This is a genomic window from Serratia sp. CY44782 (genome assembly GCF_052168715.1).
In the GTDB taxonomy this organism is placed as follows: domain Bacteria; phylum Pseudomonadota; class Gammaproteobacteria; order Enterobacterales; family Enterobacteriaceae; genus Serratia; species Serratia nevei.
The window spans coordinates 295053-312599 of sequence record NZ_JBJNME010000001.1 but is presented as its reverse complement, the minus strand read 5'-3'; the positions used below and the strand labels follow the sequence as shown (position 1 = coordinate 312599).

Sequence of the window (17547 nt, the reverse complement as noted above, 5' to 3'; positions counted from 1 at the left end):
GCCTCCGATAAAGACCAGCCAGGCCGCTATTTTAGCGGAGGAAGCCCGGCAAGGAAAAGGCGAATGAGGCGTCCCCCATTCGCGATCAGGCTCAGGCGGCGTACTTGTCGACCAGCGCGCGCAGAACGGCGGCGGTTTCGACATCCATCACGCCGTCATACTTCTGCTGGCGGAAGTGCAGCTGGAACGCGCGCACCAGCTGGCGATAGCCTTCTGCGGTATTCGCCGCCGAGGTGTCGTAGCCGTATTGGGCGAACAGTTTCAGCAGCTCGGCCTGCGCCGGCAGCCCCTGACGGCAGTATTCCTGCTGGCGCTGCTGCTTGGTCGCCTCGTCATACCAGGCGCCAACGCCGGCCTGATACAGCTGCTGCCACGGGAACTGCGGGCCCGGATCGCTCTTGCGGCCCGGCGCGATGTCGGAGTGTGCCACCACGTTCACCGGCGAGATGTCCGGGTAACGCTGCAGGATATTCTGCGCCAGCTGGGTGACCGCCTCGATCTGCTGCGGGTTGAACGGCGGGAAGGTGATGTTCTCACCGTCGCCGCTCGCCAGGTTGACGATCTCGATGCCGATCGAGGTGTCGTTGATATTGCTGCGGGTGCCCCACTGGCTGGTGCCGGCATGCCAGGCGCGCTCGTTCTCGTCCACCAGGTTGAAAATGCGCACGCCGCTGAAGCCGGCGGCCTGATAGGTGGCCTCGGTCGGATCCGGCACCAGATAGTGCGCGCTGACCGATTTTCCGGTCAACGACTTCACCGAGTCGGCAAAGTTTTGCGCCGTGTAGTGCAGCACCAGAAAGCGCACGCGGTGGCCGAAGCTGGCGACCGATCGGTAGCTATTGTAATCAATCTTGTACATCGTAAAGTCCCTCTCTCGTTTGATTTCACTGAGCGGCCTCTCATCATGACAGGCCGCTCCGCACAGGTGAACCTTTGGCTCACCCTTTTTGTTTTAGCTAATTGCTAAATTATGCGCAAGCGTTTTTTAGCAAAACCGTTATTTACCTTTTTGCTAAAGAGTGCGATCATCGAACAATGGAAACTAAAGAAATCAGGCGCAACAATCTGCGCGAATTGATGGCCCGCTACGCCCGGCAAGGCGTCAACCAGAATGAGTTCGCCACGCTGGTTGAGTCTTCCGCGCCGACGCTGAGCCAAATCATCGGGGAAAAATCCTCCCGCAATCTTGGCGACAATCTAGCCAGGCGGATCGAGGCCAGGCTGAATTTGCCCAAGGGCTGGTTCGACGTGTTTCACGAAAAGCAGCTGGTGCGCCCGTTTGACAACGTGGCGGCGGAGTCGGACTTCCAGCCCGCCCGTTTGAAACCGGTGGTATGGGAAGATACCGAACAGGACAAGGAAGAGTTTGTGGAGATCCCGCTGCTGGATATTGATTTTTCCGCCGGCGACGGCTGCTACGAAATCGTCGATCGCGAGGAGTTTTCGCTGATCTTCCGCCGTTACTACCTGCACAAGATGGGGGTGGCGGTCAACGCCGCGCGTATTATTCGCATCTCCGGCTCCAGCATGGAGCCGCGCCTGCAGGACGGCGACGTGGTCGGCATCAACACCGACGACACGCGCATCCGGGAAGGCAAGACCTACGCCATCCGCCACGGCAATTTGCTGCGGGTGAAAGTGCTGATCGAGCAGCCGGACGGCGGCGTCATCATCCGCTCCCTCAACCGGGAAGAGTACCAGGACGAGCACCTCAGCTATCAGCAGCGCAAAGAGCAACTGGTGGTGCTCGGCCGCGTCTTCTGGTCCTCTTCGTCCTGGTAGCGGAGCAACCTCGGGCGCCCGCTGCGCCCGGCGGTTATTTGAAGTCCACCACCATCTGCTGCTGGATAGACAGCCCGCGGGTCGACTGCACGCAGCCGGCGATGTAGTCGGTGAAGCGCGGCGGCTTTGGCATGCCCAGCTTGAGGATCTTCTCGTTGCTGAAACGCACGTTGAGCATGGCGAACGATCCGTACAGGCGCATCGCCTTCAGCATCAGCCGCTCGTTGCACGGGCCGAAAATGTCTTTCAGCTGGCGGCGCATTTTCACCAGCGCGTCATACGTTACCTGCGCATACTCATCGCCCACCGGCGCTTTTTCCAGCGCGGCCGCCATGGCGTTATCAATTTCGGCAAAGCTGACGCTGCTCTCCACGCCGGCGGAGATGTGATACACGTCGTTCTCCAGCGTTTCGCTGTTCATCAGCATCACCAGCGCATCCGCACAGTAGTCCGCCGGGATCACGTCGATATTGTCCTGCAGTGAGCACATGAACTTGCGCAGCATCAGCGCCATGCCGAACACCCAGAAAATGCTGCTGGAAGGCTGGCAGCCCAGGCGGGTGTGCCCCACCACGATCGACGGACGAGCGATGGTCAGCGGCATTTGCGGGCAGCGTTGGCGCATCAGCTGTTCGATGGTGGATTTGGAACGCGTATATTCCACCAGGTGCTCGGCGTCTTCCTCAAACTCGCCGCTCTCCGCCACCAGCGAACCCGGCTCCGGCGAACAAGACATGGCGGTGCCGACGTGCAGGAAACGTTTTAATCCCGGCACCTGCGCCATTCTTTCGGCAAAGGCCAGAGTGCCTTCTACGTTTACCTTCCAAATGAGCGGGTTATTACCAAATGAAGCAACGGCCGCACAGTTAATAACGTGCGTGACATTGTTAATACGTGCGTCAGTTAAAAAGTCGGCCGGCTCAGAAAGGTCGCCCAACAATATATTTCCTATCGTAATTTTAGACAGCAGGTTCGCATCGATATTAAACTTTTCCATATTCGCGCGAATACGGGCCAGCCCTTGCTGCGCATCATCGGCGCGAACCAGTAAAAGATAATTAATAGACTGATTTTCAATCAATAATTTTTCGAGAACTGCACCACCGAGAAAGCCGGTAGCGCCGGTCAACAGTAGCGTTTTCATAATTGTCACCCACATTGGCATTGAATGTGGAAGATTGTATCTGCGGATAATTAAACAAATATTAAATAGAATTACGGCGCCCCTACTCAATTTTCTTAATATTATCTTAAGGAATCTTTTGAAACATCCATCATGGATTTCGTAACAAAAGAGTCGGGCACGCATTGCGATTAATCCCTACTGTTTAAATACCATTGATGTAGCCCCTGATTTAATTTAACGGTCAATGTTATTTCTCTTCTCGTCCGTGGAGGACTTATGACCTATAACCAAAAAGCCTGGTTGGGGGTTTTGCTGCTGTGCACCCTGTTTTGGGTGGCGGTCATCGGCGGCGCCTGTTCGCTGTATAACCGGGCGGATCGCCTCAATGCACACCAGCCGCAGAGCGAGTTCGCCGCGCGCCACAGCCTGGCCCCCTGCTCGCAGCAAGGCGCTCAGGCGTCCACCGCCCCCCGGAATGGGTAGGGACAAGACCCGCTAACGATCCTATTATGCCCTAAGGTTAACAGGGAGATAACGATGGCTCGAAAGCTGGATAGCTTACCGCAGGCACAACGCGAAAAAATAGAAACCGATTTGCTGGCCATCAGCGTGATCTACAACGAGCGCTACGGCATCGCCTCGACCCAGGCGGAAACGGAACAACAGATCCCCGACCACCTGCTCCCCTACTTTCATCAACGGCTGGATTATTATCGCCGTGCGTAATTGCGCGCATTTCGCTAACCGCCGCTTGGCATCGCTCCCCACGCCGTTACAATAGGGGCATCTTGTATCCGCCACTGAAGAGACGCGATTTTGAGCAGCAAGGCAACGGCCACATTTTATATTCACGATTACGAAACCTTCGGCAAAAGCCCGTCGCTGGATCGCCCGGCGCAGTTCGCCGGCGTGCGCACCGATATGGATTTCAACATTATCGAAGAGCCGCTGGTCATCTACTGCGCCCCGGCCGACGACTACCTGCCGGAACCCGAGGCGGTGATGATCACCGGCATCACGCCGCAGGTGGCGCGCGCCAAAGGCGTTAACGAGGCCGAGTTCACCCGCCAAATCCATCAGGCCTTCAGCGTGGCCGGCACCTGCATTCTCGGTTACAACAACATCCGCTTCGATGACGAAGTGAGCCGCAATATCTTCTATCGCAATTTCTACGATTCCTATGCCTACAGCTGGCAAAACGGCAACTCGCGCTGGGATCTGCTGGATGTGATGCGCGCCTGCTACGCCCTGCGCCCGGACGGCATCGTCTGGCCGGAAAACGAAGACGGCTTCCCCAGCTTCCGCCTCGAACACCTCACGCGCGCCAACGGCGTCGAGCACACGCAGGCTCACGACGCGATGTCGGATGTTTACGCCACCATCGCCATGGCCAAGCTGGTCAAGCAGGCGCAGCCGCGGCTGTTCGATTTCCTGCTGCAGCACCGCAACAAGCACAAGCTGAACGCCCTGATCGACGTCGCCGAAATGACGCCGCTGGTGCATGTCTCCGGCATGTTCGGCGCGGCGCGCGGCAACACCAGTTGGGTGTCGCCATTGGCCTGGCACCCGGACAACAAGAACGCGGTGATCATGTGCGATCTCGCCGGCGATATGACGCCGCTGCTGACGCTGAGCGCCGAGCAGCTGCGTGAACGCCTGTATACCCGCCGCGAAGACCTGGCGCCGGATCAGGCGCCGGTGCCGATCAAGCTGGTGCACATCAACAAATGCCCGGTGCTGGCGCCGGCCAAAACCCTGCTGCCGGAGAACGCCGAGCGGCTGGGCATCGATCGCCAGGCCTGCCTGCAGAACCTGCAGCTGCTGAAACAGCACCCGGAAGTGCGCGAGAAAGTGGTGGCGCTGTTCGCCGAAGCCGAGCCGTTCAAAGGCTCCGACGACGTCGACGCCCGGTTGTACGACGGCTTCTTCAGCGACGCCGACAAGGCGGCGATGAGGATTATTCAGCAGACCAAGCCGCAGAACCTGCCGGCGCTGGATCTGGCCTTCAGCGACGGCCGCATGAAAGAGCTGCTGTTCCGCTTCCGCGCGCGCAACTACCCGAATACGCTGGACGATGCCGAGCAGCGCCGCTGGCTGCAGCACCGCCAGGAAGCATTGAGCGCGGAGCGCGTGCAGAGTTACCTGCTGCAGCTCGAATCGCTGTATAACCTGCACGAAGGCGACAAAGAGAAAACCGCCCTGCTGAAAGCGCTGTTCGATTACGGCAAAGAGTTGGTGGGGTAAAACCCGCAGCAAACAGAAAAGGAAAAGGCCGCGAAAGCGGCCTTTTTTGTGGCTGAAGAGAGGCTCGCGCTTAGGCGGCGTCTTCGCTCGCTTGCGGCACCGGCAGACGGAAGCTGCGGGTGACGACGGCCAGGTAGATCAAACCAATGGTCGCCCAAACCAGGCCCAGCGTCATCGAGCTGGCTTCCAGGTTGATCCACAGCGCGCCGACGGTCAGTGCGCCCATCACCGGCAGGATCAGGTAGTTGAACGTGTCCTTCACGGTGCGGTTCATCTTGTCGCGGATATAGAACTGCGAGATCACCGACAGGTTGACGAAGGTGAATGCCACCAGCGCACCGAAGTTGATCAGCGCGGTCGCGGTCACCAGGTCAAACGACACCGCGGACAGCGCGATGGCGCCAACCAGCAACACGTTCAACGCCGGGGTACGCCACTTCGGATGTACATAGCCGAAGAAGCGAGTCGGGAACACGCCGTCGCGGCCCATCACGTACATCAGACGCGAAACACCCGCATGTGCCGCCATGCCAGACGCCAATACCGTCACGCAGGAGAACACCAGGATCACCGACTGGAAGAACTTGCCCGCCACGTACAGCATGATTTCAGGCTGCGACGCGTCAGGATCCTTGAAGCGCGAGATGTCCGGGAAGTACAGCTGCACGAAGTAAGACACCACGATAAAGATAATGCCGCCGATCAGCGCCGTCAGGAAGATGGCTTTCGGGATCACTTTCTCTGCGTCTTTGGTCTCTTCAGACAGCGAGCTGATGCCGTCGAAGCCCAGGAACGAGAAGCACAGGATGGTCGCACCGGTAATCATCGGCACCACGTGAGCGTTATCGGACCAGAACGGACGGCTGCTGACCAGCGTACCGGCGCCTTCGCCGTGGTAAATGCCGTTGATCACCAGGCCGAGGAACACGATCATGATCGCCACCTGCACCACCACGATGATGGAGTTCAGGTTAGCCACCAGCTTGATGCCGCGCAGGTTGAAAATCGTCATCAAGCCGACCAGCACCGCCACGAAGATCCAGGACGGGACGCCCGGGAAAATCGCTTCCAGGTAAATCTTGGCCAGCAAGATGTTGATCATCGGCATGAACAGGTAGTCCAGCAGCGATGACCAGCCCACCATAAAGCCGACGTGCGGGCTGATGGCTTTCTGGGCGTAAGTGTAGGCAGAACCGGCGGAAGGGAACTTCTTCACCAGCTTGCCGTAGCTCAGGGCGGTAAACAGGATCGCCAGCAGAGCGAAGGCGTACGCAGTCGCGACGTGACCATCGGTCAGGCCGGATACGATGCCGAAGGTATCGAAGATGGTCATTGGCTGCAGATAAGCCAGGCCCATCATCACTACCGGAACCAAAGTCAGGGTTTTGCGCAGCTGGGTGCGCTGAGCCGGAGCGGCGTTGAGGGTATTATCGGACATTGTTCAGCCCCCCCTTACCTTGAGCCTTGCGGATGGCGGACACGCCAAGACTTAAGGTTGCGGGGAAACTTCGCAACGAGCGACTTAATTCTAAAAGAAGGGGATTGTAAGCTGGATAACGGGTCGAGGAAACCTCGGCTGCTCCATAGTCGCTGCGGCCACAGCGGAAACCGGCGGGCACCGGTGCTAAAGTGAAAAATTGCCCCATCTTTCTAATCCTCATGAGTCACGACCATAAAGTTTTGTTTGATCGTGCACGAAACTATTTATCTATCCGGATCGGTGTCCGGCCTCGCTTGGTGTATGAAACGCTACGTTGGTAAAACTTAATGCAAAAAAAATAACCGACGCGTTAAAACGTCGGCTATCTGCATTTGAGATATTTTGCACCAGAATGCCTCCGGATGACAAGATCCGGAAGCCCTCAAATACAAATTCTTTTTGTCGATCGAACGGAAAACCAGCCCGGCAGGCGAATTAATCCGCTACCAGCAGGCCGGTCGCCCGCACATACCTCTTACTTTATACGCCCATTCAGGCATTTTTCAACATCCAGTCGATCTCGGTTTCCGTCACCCGCCGTTCAAACTGCAGCAGTTCGTCCGTCTTGCAGGCGTGATAAACCTGGGTAAAACGCTCGCCCAGATAATGGGTCAGCGCGTGCTGGTGTTCGAACTCGTACAATGCGTCGCTCTGGCGGATCGGCAACGGCAGCCCCTCCTGCTCCAGCCCGTTGCCGGTCACCGGTTCAGGCAGCGGCAGCGCGTTGTCCAGCCCGTACAGCATGCCGGCCAGGATCGCCGCCATCACCAGATAGGGATTGGCGTCGGCACCGGCCACGCGGTACTCCACCCGGTGGTTCTCCGGTTCGCCGCAGGGAATGCGCAGCGCCACGGTGCGGTTGTTGTGGCCCCAGGCGGCCTGGATCGGCACATACATCCCCGGCTGGAAGCGCCGGTAGGCGTTGACGTTCGGTGCCAGCAGCGCCATCGACGCCGGCATCAGGGTGATCATCCCGGCCAGCGCCTGTTTCAATAGCGGTGAATCCTCGCCTTCCGCGTCGGCGAACAGGTTGTTGCCCGCCCCGTCCTGCATACTGACATGCACATGCATGCCGCTGCCGGCGTAATCCTCATAGGGTTTGGCCATAAAGGTGGCGTGCATGTCGTGGTTCTCGGCCACCAGCCGCACCAGCCGCTTCAGCGCCAGCGCGTGGTCGCAGGCCAGCAAGATATCGTCGGTATGACGCAGGTTGACCTCGAACTGCCCCGGCGACGCCTCCGCCACCGCGCCGTCCGCCGGCAGCCCCTGCAGCTTCGCCAGCGCGTCGATGTCGTTCAGCACCTCGGCGAAATGGTTCAGGTTATCGACGGAATACACCTGGCTTTGGGTGTTGCGCTCCAGGGTGCCAGGCGCACACGGCGGCTGCAGATCGCCCTCCGCGTCGCGCTGCCGATCGATGAGATAAAACTCCAGCTCTACCGCTGCCACCGGGAACAAGCCGCGCTGTCGCAGCGCCTGCCACACGCGGTTCAGCACATTGCGGGGTTCAACGTCAAAGGGAGTGCCATCTTCATCCAGCATGGTCAGCAGCACCTGGCCGATATGCTCGGGATCGGCGGCCGACGGCGTCAGCGAGCCGGGCACCGGCAGGCATACGCGGTCCGGTTCGCCGAGTTCCTGCCCAAGACCGGTTTCCTCCACCACGTTGCCGAGGATGTCCATGGCGAACACCGACGCGGGGAAGTAGCTGCCTTTTTCCAGTTTTTTCAACCCTGAGACGGGTATGCGTTTGCCGCGGAAGGAACCATTGAGATCGGTGAGAAGGATATCGACATACTGCGTGGCGGGATGGCGTTCCAAATAATGAGCAACCTCATTTTGGAACGCGCTACTTCGCCTCTCTTCATGATGCTGTGCAAAATGTTCAACTGCTGCGCTATTGGTTTGCATACGTCACCCGCCATTATGCTCTTAAGGCGCGTTGGCGCCCGTCCGCCGTTCGATTCAACACATGATTGGATTTCTCGCCAGGCTGCGCCGCTGCTGGGCGCTCAAAATAACATCCACAACATGAAACATAGCCTTAACAGAATAGGTTTGCAAATGTTACAATCCTGTTTGATTATTCGCCACCGGCTGCTAAATTGATAAAATATTGACCGAAAAGGCCTTGCCGTCCTTTTTACGTCAACTATTTCGTCCAACGCGCCGAGAGTGAACATGGGCAATATATTTTCCAAACCTGCCCTAACTACCGATATCATGCAGCATCGTTATCGCCCAGACAGGCGCCCGATAGCGATATTCATGTCTGCCTGTCGCCCCTACCAGAAGGAAGTACCGCTATGAGCGAAGCCAGCTTGGCACCGGGCAAACGCCTGTCGCAGATCCGTCAGCAATTGGGTTTGTCGCAGCGCCGGGTCGCCGAACTGTCCGGGTTAACCCACAGTGCGATCAGCACCATCGAACAGGACAAGGTCAGCCCGGCCATCAGCACGCTGCAAAAGCTGCTGAAGGTGTATGGCCTGTCGCTGTCCGAATTCTTTGCCGAACCGGAAGCCGCCGACGAACCGCGCGTGGTGATCGACGCCGAGGACCTGATTGAGATCGGCAGCCAGGGGGTGTCGATGAAGCTGGTGCACAACGGCAGCCCGACGCGCAACCTGGCGATGATGCTGGAAACCTATCAGCCCGGCACCACCACCGGCGAAAAGATCAAGCACCAGGGCGAAGAGATCGGTACCCTGCTGGAAGGCGAGATCGTGCTAACCATCAACGGCCAGAGCTACTGCCTGACCGCCGGCCAGAGTTACGCCATCAACACCGGCATCCCGCACAGCTTCAGCAATACCTCGGCGCGCATCTGCCGCATCGTCAGCGCTCACACCCCCACCACCTTCTGACCGCTTATCGCTTCGGCGCAGCCTGACGCGGGTTGCGCCCCTGCCCGCCAACGCGTTTTTCACCGCCGTTATGCCATTTTGTTGGTTGCCAACGGCGCAATCTGTGTTACAACAGAGCAGAACAGCCATCTAAACATCTAAACGGCCTTAATACCCTATGTCGACCGCAACGCCTTCACGCCTCGAGATGCGCAATATCTCGATCGCCTTCGCCGGCTTCAACGCGCTGCAGGACGTGGACTTCACGCTGCAGGGCGGTTCAATCCACGCGCTAGTCGGCGCCAACGGCGCGGGCAAGTCGACGCTGATGGCGATCCTCTCCGGCGCCCACGATCATTATCGCGGCGAGATCCTGATCGACGGCCAGGCGGTGGCGATCCACTCCCCGCTGCAGGCGCGCCGCCACGGTATTCACGTGGTGCAGCAAGAGGTCGACGTCGCGCTGATCCCCACGCTGTCGGTGGCGGAAAACATCATGCTGGACTGGCTGAACGAGCCGGGCCACTGGCTGAACTGGGCGGAGCTGCACCGTCGCGCCGCGCAGTTGCTGCAGCAATGGGCGCTGCCGCTCAACCCGCGCAGGCGGCTGGCGGACTGCACGCTGGCGGAAAAACAGCAGGTGCTGCTGGCGCGCGCGCTGTCGCACCGCTGCCGTTTTCTGGTGCTCGACGAACCGACCGCGCCGCTCGATCGCGCCGAGAGCGAGCGCCTGTTTAACGTGGTGCGCCGCCTGCAATCCGAAGGCATCGGCATCGTGTTTATTTCCCACCGCATCCACGAACTGAGCGACATTTGCGATCGGCTGACGGTGCTGCGCGACGGCCGGCGCGTCAGTGAAGACCCCATGCGCGGGCTGAGCGGCGAACAGATCGTCGAGAAGATGCTCGGCCATCGGCTGGACGACATTTTCCCGCCGCCGCGCCCGCCGCACGCCGAGCGAACGCTGCTGCAGGTGCAAGGCTTGCGCGATCGCCACAAGCTGCGCGACGTTTCGCTGCGGCTGCATGAGGGCGAAATTCTCGGCATCGCCGGGCTGGCCGGGGCCGGCAAAACCGAGCTGTGCAAAGCGCTGTTCGGCGCCAGCGCCGTGCAGCTTGAGCGCGGCGAACTGCGCGGGCAACCCTGGGCGCCGCGCGCGCCGCACCTCTCGGTCGAACAAGGATTGGCGCTGGTGCCGGAAGAGCGCCGCAAAGAAGGCATCTTCATCGATGAGGCGATCCCGATGAACCTGAGCGTCAGCGCCGACGACAGCTTCTCGCGCTGGAGCCTGTTCAGCCGGCGGCAAGAGCTGCGCTGGGCACGCGAGATCATGCAACGCCTGAACATTCGCGCCTCGGGCCCGCAACAGCGGCTGGCGCGCCTGTCCGGCGGCAATCAACAAAAAGTGGCGATCGGCAAATGGCTGCGCGGCGACGCCGAGGTACTGATCTTCGATGAACCGACCAAGGGCGTGGACATCAAGGCCAAGCAGGAGCTGTTTGGCCTGATCGACGGCCTGGCGCGCGCCGGCAAAGGCGTGATTTACGCCTCCGGCGAGTTCGCCGAGCTGGTTGGCCTGTGCGATCGCATCTGCGTGCTGTGGGACGGCCGCATCGTGGCGGAGTTGAACGCCGCCGACATCGACGAAGAAACCTTATTGCTCTATTCCACCGGAGGAACCCCTACGTGAGTAAAGAATTAGCCCTGCGGCCTGCGCTGCCCTGGCGCCAACAGCTGTTCGATTTCCTCTACAAATGGGGCATGTTGCTGACCGTGGCGGCGCTGATCGCCCTGTTCGGCCTGGCGTCGGACAACTTTCTCGATGCCAACAACATCATCAATATCCTGCGTTCGATCGCCATCGTGACGGTGATCGCCATCGGCGTCTCTATCTCGCTGTCGGTCGGCGGTTTCGATCTGTCGGTCGGCTCGACCGCCTCGTTGGCCAACGCGCTGGTGATTTCGCTGTTCGTCTGGCACGGGTTCGGCACCACCGGCGCTATCGTGGTAACGCTGCTGCTGTGCACGCTGGTCGGCCTGTTCAACGCCCTGCTGATCGTGGTGTTCAGAATTCCCGATATGCTGGCGACGCTGGCCAGCCTGTTCGTGATCCAGGGCGTGGCGATGACCTACAGCTACGGCGGATCCATCACCCAAAACATGGTGCTGCCGAATGGCGACATGGCGGAAGGCCTGATCCCGGAGGTGTTTTCCGCCCTCGGCCAGGTGCCGGTAATCGTGTTGATCATGCTGGCGGTCACCGTGGCGGTGCAGCTGTTCCTGTCGTTGACCAAGCATGGCCGCCGCATGTATGCCATCGGCGGCAACCCCGAAGCGGCGCGTCTGTCGGGCATCCGCACCGTGCGTTACAGGGTTGCCGCTTACGTTATTTCCTCTTGGCTGGCGGCGCTTGGCGGCATTTTGCTGGCGTCACGTATCGGCTCTTCGCAGGTCAACGCCGGCGGCGGTTATCTGATGGACGCGGTGGCGGCGGCCTATATCGGCTTCTCGCTGGCCGGGGCCGGTAAACCCAATGCGCTCGGCACCCTGATCGGCGCGGTGATCCTCGGCGTGCTGCAAAATGGCCTGGTGATGCTGTCGGTGCCCTACTACGCCATGGACATTATCAAAGGCCTGGTGCTGGCGCTGGCGCTGGCCATCACCTACATCCAGAAACGCTGATCCTCCCCGGCGCACGCCCGCTGCGCCGCTTTTCCCTTTAATTCATCCGGTTACCCTTTCCCGTCAGTAGGACAAGCATACAAATGATATGAATTATCATTAGCGTTTACATTCAGTAAAAAATCCTTACAATACCCTCACGCAACGCTGACGAAGCGAAGTATTTCTCAGCGAACGATGAATAATTTCATTAGAAATTCAATTGGTTAATTACTTTCATTTCAATCCAGGAAAGGTTTACCTCATGGAAATGCCACGTTACAGCAAGCTCGCCGCTCTGGTCGTCGCCTCACTCAGCGCCACCGCCGCGCTGGCCGCGCCGCAGAACGACACCCAGGACACCATGGTCGTCACCGCCTCCGGCTTCCAGCAAAAAATTCAGGACTCCGCCGCTTCCATCTCGGTGATCCCGCGCCAGCAGATCGAAGACAAAGCCTATCGCGACGTGACCGACGCACTGAAAGACGTGCCGGGCGTGGTGGTCACCGGCGGCGCCAGCAGCAGTGACATCAGCATCCGCGGCATGTCTTCCAAGTACACGCTGATCCTGGTGGACGGCAAGCGCGTTGACACCCGCAGCACCCGCCCGAACAGCGACAACGCCGGCATCGAACAGGGCTGGCTGCCGCCGCTGGAAGCCATCGAGCGCATCGAAGTGGTGCGCGGGCCAATGTCTTCGCTGTACGGTTCCGACGCCATGGGCGGTGTGATCAACGTCATCACTCGCAAAACCTCACGCACCGAGTGGAAAGGCTCGCTGCACGGTGACGCCACTCTTCAGGAAAACCGCGATTCCGGCGATCTGTTCCAGACCAACGCCTACGCCTCCGGCCCGCTGGTTGAAGGCCTGCTCGGCCTGCGGGTCAACGGCCTGCTGTCGCGCCGCGCGGAAGATAAAATCGTCAACGGTTACAACGAACAGCGCATGCGCAGCGGCACCGCGGTGTTCATCCTGACGCCGGACGAGAAAAACGAATTCGACTTCGAAATCGGCCGCTCGCTGCAGGATCGCAACAGCACGCCGGGCAAATCGGTGGTGGCGGAGCGATGCAGCAAAGGCAAGTGCACCCCAACCGAGGTCAGCGAAAGCCTATACACCCGCACCAACTACGCTCTGACCCACAACGGCTATTACGACTTCGGCAACTCCACCAGCTACGTGCAGCGCGAAGAAACCGGTAACCCGGGCCGTAACATGAAGGCCTACAACACCATCTTCAACACCCAGAACCAGTTCGAGCTGGGTTCCCACATGCTGAACCTCGGCGGCCAATACCGCTATGAAAAACTGGGCGACGGCGGCAACCAGCTTGAATCGGCTCAAGGTCTCAGCAAGCTGACGCGCTGGAGCTGGGCATTGTTCGCTGAAGACGAATGGGCGCTGACCAACGACTTCAGCCTGACCAGCGGCATCCGTATGGACCGTGATGAAAACTTCGGCAGCCACTGGACCCCGCGCATGTACGGTGTCTGGCACCTGACCGAACAGTGGACGCTGAAAGGCGGCGTCTCCGCCGGTTACAAATCGCCGGATCTGCGCCAATCCTCCCCTAACTGGGGGCAGGTCACCGGCGGCGGCGTGCGTAAAGGCATCATCGTCGGCAACCCGGATCTGCAGCCTGAGAAGAGCCTGAGCGAAGAAATCGGCCTGATGTGGGATAGCCTGAAAGGCGTTAACGCCGGCGTGACGGTCTTCAACACCGACTTTAAAGACAAAATCACCGAAGTGCGCCGCTGCGAAGACACGCCGGATTGCACCATCGGCGGCACGTCCTACGACTTTATCAGCGATCGCGTCAACGTCGACAAAGCCAATATGCGCGGCGTAGAGGCCACCTTCGGCTGGCAGATCAACAAAGACTGGAAGTGGAACACCAACTACACTTACACCTCTTCCGAGCAGAAGAGCGGCGAGTTCCAGGGCAAGGCGCTCAACCAAATGCCGAAGCACATGCTGAATACCGTTCTGGACTGGCGTGCCACGCAGGACCTCAGCCTGTGGTCGCGCGTTAACTTCCGCAGCAAAACCTCACAGTATCTGAGCCGCACCTCGATGGCGACCAGCACGCCGTCCTACACCTTCGTCGATGCGGGCCTGAGCTACCAGGCGGCGAAAAACCTGCAGCTGACCGGCGGGGTTTACAACATCCTCGACAAAACCGTGGATTACGATCACTTCCGCACCACGCTGGACGGCCGCCGTTATACCGTCGGCATGACCTACAACTTCTGATGCCCCCGGGCGCGCGCTGCGCGCCCTTTTCATTCCATCACCGTGAGGAAGCTCCATGAGATTACGCCGCTCCCCCCTGATGATCGCCCTGCTGGCCGCGATGGCGCTGGCGGGTTGCCACAGCAAAACCAACGCGCCGGTGGCTCCGGCCACCGTCAACGTTCAGCACCTGAACGGCACCACCGAGGTGAAAAAGCACCCGCAGCGCATCGTGGTGCTGGATTACGCCTCGCTGGAAACGCTGCAGCTGCTGGGCGTCGAGCCGCTGGCGCTGCCCGGCAATCGCAAGAACTTGCCGGATAGCCTGAAGCGCTATCAGGATGACAAATACCTCAATGCCGGCACCCTGTTCGAGCCGGATATGGCCGTGCTGCGCGCCGCCAAGCCGGATCTGATCCTGATCGCCGGCCGGGCGTCCAAAGCCTATGACGAGCTGAACGCGCTGGCGCCGACGCTGAACATGTCCGTCGATCCGCAGGATCAGCTGGGCAGCCTGAAACAGCGCACGCTGCAGCTGGGCGAGCTGTTCGATAAGCAGCAGCAGGCGCAGGCAGCGGTCGATAAGCTGGATGCGCAGATCGCGGCGGTCAAACCACAGGCCGCCCAGGCCGGGCGCGGGCTGGTGGTGCTGTTCTCCGGCGGCAAGATCAGCGCCTACGCCCCCAAGAGCCGTTTCAGCTTCGTCTATGACGCCCTCGGCTTCTCGTCTGCGCTGCAGTCAGACGAAAAAGACGTGCGCGGCAACAAGCTGACGCCTGAGCAGGTGGCCAAACTGAATCCGGACTGGCTGTTCGTCATCGACAGAGATGCCGCGACCGGACGGCCGAACGCGGTGGCACCGCAGAAAATCCTCACCGGCACCGCGCTGAAGAAAACCACGGCGGTGAAAAAAGGCCAGGTGGTTTACCTGCCGGCGGCCGAGGTGTATCTGTCCGGCGGCATCGTCACCGCCCAGCACGTCGTCGAACGCGTGAGCGAGGCGCTGAACCATACTGCACGATAAAGAAAGCCCGGCGATGCCGGGCTTTTTCTTGGGTTAAATCGTCGGCTGGTTTACCAAGCCGTCTATCAGCACCTGCGGCGTGCCCTGCGAGCAGCGTTCGATGCGCCCGCGCACGCCGTAGACCCGCGCCAGGCTCTGCGGCGTAATCACCTGCTCCGGCGCGCCGTCGGCGATCAGATCGCCATCCTGCAGCATCAGCACGTGGTCGCCGTGACGCAGCGCGATATTGATGTCATGCACTACCACCACCGTCACGATATTGCGCTTGCGGGTTTCGCGGCGCACCAAATCCATCACGTGGAACTGATAGTTGAGATCGAGCGCGCTCAGCGGCTCATCCAGCAGCAGCAGCGAGGGCTGACGGATCAGCGACTGCGCCAATCCCACCAGCTGTTTCTGGCCGCCGGACAGTTGATCGAGGTAGCTCAGCGCAAGGTGCGCGATGCCCAACTGCTCCAGCAGGGCCATCACTTCCGCTTCGCTGCCGGCGTTGCTGCGGCCGCCCGAGGCGCGCTGCGCCACGATGATCGACTCCAGCACGTGCAGATGCACCCCGGCGGGCAGCGACTGCGGCAGATAGACCACTTTCTCCGCCCGACGGGCGAACGGCATCTGCATCAGATCGCCGTCGTCCAGCCACAGCTTGCCCTGCGCCGGGTTCAGCCCGGCCAGCGAGCGCAGCAGCGTCGATTTGCCGCTGCCGTTCGGCCCCAACAGCACGGTGATTTGCCCGCGTGGCAGCATCGGCACCGAGAGATCGTCGATCACCTGGCGTTTCGGGTAGCCCGCCGAGAAGTTTTCTATTCGTAAGCCCTGGATCATACGTTCCCCCGATGGCGCAGAATAATGCTCAGGAAGAACGGCACCCCGACCAGCGACGTGACGATGCCCACCGGAATGATCACCCCGGGCACCAGATTTTTCGAAGCCACCGAGGCCATCGACAGCACCAGCGCGCCAATCAGCGCGCTGGCCGGCAGATAGAAGCGGTGATCTTCGCCGAAGATCATGCGGGCGATGTGCGGCGCCACCAGGCCGATAAAGCCGATCGGCCCGACGAAGGCCACCGCCAGCGCCGAGAGAATGCTGATGCGCAGCAGCGTGGCCAGCCGCAGACGGCGCACGTCGATGCCGAAGCTCACCGCCCGGTCTTCACCCAGACGCAGCGCGGTCAGTTTCCACGAGCTCATCATCGACAGCGGCAGCAGCACGGCGAATACGCCGAACAGAATGCCCAGTTTGTCCCACGAGGCGCGCGCCAGGCTGCCCATGGTCCAGAACACCAGCCCCTGCAGCGTGTCCTCGCTGGCGATGAACTGCATCATCGATACCAGCGCGTTGAAGGTAAACACCAGCGCGATGCCGAACAGCACCACGCCGGAGGTGGCGACCCGCGTCCAACGCGTGATGCCGTCGAGCATCAGCGCGGCGAACAGCGCAAAGATAAAGGCGTTGGCGGAGATGAACCACTGATCGGGAATGCCCGGAATGCCGATGCCGAGCACGATCGCCAGCGCGGCGCCAAAGGCCGCGGCGGAAGACACGCCGAGGGTAAAGGGGCTGGCCAACGGGTTATTCAGGATAGTCTGCATTTCCGCCCCGGCCAGGCCGAGCGCAAAGCCCACCACCACCGCCATCAGCGCATAAGGCAAGCGGATGTCCCAGACGATCACCCGCGTGCCGGCATCGGCCGCGGCGGGATCGAGCAGCGTTTGCCATAAGGACGACAGCGACAGCCCGGACGGCCCCATGGTGAAATCCAGCAGCAGCGAGCCCAAGATTGCCAGTGCCAACGCGCCCATCATCAACAGGCGATGGCGAAGAATATGCTGATAACGCCCCATCACGCCGGCGCCGGGTTGCCCCTTGGCTTCAGTCATGGAATCGGTGGATACGCTCATTAGTTAGGATACCTGTTACAACCATCATGACAGCGGCGCGAAAGCGTCCGCCGTAAACCGGAAAGCGCGCGGCGACAGCCTGCGCGCAGCCGTTAACAATAAAGCAAACGATAATACTTATCAATCATAGCAATAGGTGAAAACGGCGTTATGAAAATGTAATAAATTGTTTTATATCGCCATTTTTCAGCCCCTCGCCTTTATCCCGCCAACGGCTATTAGGTTCATTATTCTGAAAGTTATTCCTGATCCG

Annotated in this window: 16 protein-coding genes; 10 read left to right on the top strand and 6 right to left on the bottom strand. The window is 60.0% G+C overall.

The genetic code is table 11. From position 1 onward, the window contains the following. Positions 1-91 precede the first annotated feature (91 nt). Positions 92-859 (bottom strand): N-acetylmuramoyl-L-alanine amidase, encoded by a 768-nt coding sequence (locus tag ACJ8HT_RS01495; RefSeq protein ID WP_038877875.1) that lies wholly within the window; start codon positions 857-859, stop codon positions 92-94. Between the two features lie 176 nt (positions 860-1035). On the opposite strand from ACJ8HT_RS01495, the gene ACJ8HT_RS01490 reads away from it, so the two are divergent. Then, on the top strand, positions 1036-1782 hold the full coding sequence (locus ACJ8HT_RS01490) for a S24 family peptidase (RefSeq protein ID WP_019453597.1): 747 nt from the start codon (positions 1036-1038) through the stop codon (positions 1780-1782). A 34-nt stretch (positions 1783-1816) separates the two neighbouring features. Here the strand turns inward: ACJ8HT_RS01490 and ACJ8HT_RS01485 are convergent, their stop codons facing one another. Continuing rightward, positions 1817-2926: an SDR family oxidoreductase gene (locus tag ACJ8HT_RS01485; protein WP_197652435.1), complete on the bottom strand. Its 1110-nt coding sequence runs from the start codon at positions 2924-2926 to the stop codon at positions 1817-1819. Positions 2927-3184: 258 nt separating this feature from the next. On the opposite strand from ACJ8HT_RS01485, the gene ACJ8HT_RS01480 reads away from it, so the two are divergent. The 3 genes from ACJ8HT_RS01480 (at position 3185) to sbcB (ending at position 5152) form a co-directional block, all read left to right on the top strand. Then, entirely contained in the window at positions 3185-3391 is a 207-nt protein-coding gene (locus ACJ8HT_RS01480) for a hypothetical protein (RefSeq protein WP_038877873.1), read from the top strand. Positions 3392-3445: 54 nt separating this feature from the next. Then, positions 3446-3634, top strand: a complete 189-nt coding sequence (locus ACJ8HT_RS01475; protein WP_049200522.1) for a DNA polymerase III subunit theta — start codon at positions 3446-3448, stop codon at positions 3632-3634. A 90-nt stretch (positions 3635-3724) separates the two neighbouring features. Then, positions 3725-5152 carry an exodeoxyribonuclease I gene (gene sbcB / locus ACJ8HT_RS01470; RefSeq protein ID WP_197652434.1) on the top strand — a complete coding sequence of 476 codons (1428 nt, stop codon included), beginning with the start codon at positions 3725-3727 and terminating at the stop codon, positions 5150-5152. Positions 5153-5222: 70 nt separating this feature from the next. Here sbcB and ACJ8HT_RS01465 read toward each other — a convergent pair whose 3' ends face one another. Both ACJ8HT_RS01465 and ACJ8HT_RS01460 read right to left on the bottom strand, forming a co-directional pair. Next, positions 5223-6590: an APC family permease gene (locus tag ACJ8HT_RS01465; RefSeq protein ID WP_049200519.1), complete on the bottom strand. Its 1368-nt coding sequence runs from the start codon at positions 6588-6590 to the stop codon at positions 5223-5225. Positions 6591-7124: 534 nt separating this feature from the next. Next, positions 7125-8543, bottom strand: a complete 1419-nt coding sequence (locus tag ACJ8HT_RS01460) for a glutamine synthetase family protein (protein WP_197652433.1) — start codon at positions 8541-8543, stop codon at positions 7125-7127. Between ACJ8HT_RS01460 and ACJ8HT_RS01455 the strand changes: the two genes are divergently transcribed. From ACJ8HT_RS01455 to ACJ8HT_RS01430, 6 genes are all read left to right on the top strand, one after another. Beyond that, entirely contained in the window at positions 8457-8741 is a 285-nt protein-coding gene (locus tag ACJ8HT_RS01455) for a hypothetical protein (RefSeq protein ID WP_162215439.1), read from the top strand. The two genes, ACJ8HT_RS01460 and ACJ8HT_RS01455, sit on opposite strands and share 87 nt — an antisense overlap. Before the next feature lie 197 nt (positions 8742-8938). Then, positions 8939-9496, top strand: coding sequence for an HTH-type transcriptional regulator PuuR (gene puuR, locus ACJ8HT_RS01450; protein WP_038877865.1), 558 nt, complete (start codon positions 8939-8941; stop codon positions 9494-9496). Positions 9497-9653: 157 nt separating this feature from the next. Continuing rightward, the gene (locus ACJ8HT_RS01445; protein ID WP_195873535.1) at positions 9654-11165 is read left to right on the top strand and encodes a sugar ABC transporter ATP-binding protein; all 1512 of its coding nucleotides are present in this window, start codon (positions 9654-9656) and stop codon (positions 11163-11165) included. Beyond that, positions 11162-12157, top strand: a complete 996-nt coding sequence (locus ACJ8HT_RS01440) for an ABC transporter permease (RefSeq protein WP_033648150.1) — start codon at positions 11162-11164, stop codon at positions 12155-12157. The genes ACJ8HT_RS01445 and ACJ8HT_RS01440 overlap by 4 nt, the downstream gene beginning before the upstream one ends. A 244-nt stretch (positions 12158-12401) precedes the next feature. After that, a complete protein-coding gene (locus ACJ8HT_RS01435; protein ID WP_197652432.1) occupies positions 12402-14390 on the top strand; it encodes a ligand-gated channel protein in 1989 nt (662 codons plus the stop codon). A 55-nt stretch (positions 14391-14445) separates the two neighbouring features. Next, positions 14446-15393 carry a siderophore ABC transporter substrate-binding protein gene (locus tag ACJ8HT_RS01430; RefSeq protein ID WP_197652431.1) on the top strand — a complete coding sequence of 316 codons (948 nt, stop codon included), beginning with the start codon at positions 14446-14448 and terminating at the stop codon, positions 15391-15393. Between the two features lie 33 nt (positions 15394-15426). Here the strand turns inward: ACJ8HT_RS01430 and ACJ8HT_RS01425 are convergent, their stop codons facing one another. Further along, entirely contained in the window at positions 15427-16215 is a 789-nt protein-coding gene (locus tag ACJ8HT_RS01425; protein WP_049199780.1) for an ABC transporter ATP-binding protein, read from the bottom strand. Further along, the gene (locus ACJ8HT_RS01420; protein ID WP_194571777.1) at positions 16212-17294 is read right to left on the bottom strand and encodes a FecCD family ABC transporter permease; all 1083 of its coding nucleotides are present in this window, start codon (positions 17292-17294) and stop codon (positions 16212-16214) included. The genes ACJ8HT_RS01425 and ACJ8HT_RS01420 overlap by 4 nt, the downstream gene beginning before the upstream one ends. Positions 17295-17547: the final 253 nt, after the last annotated feature.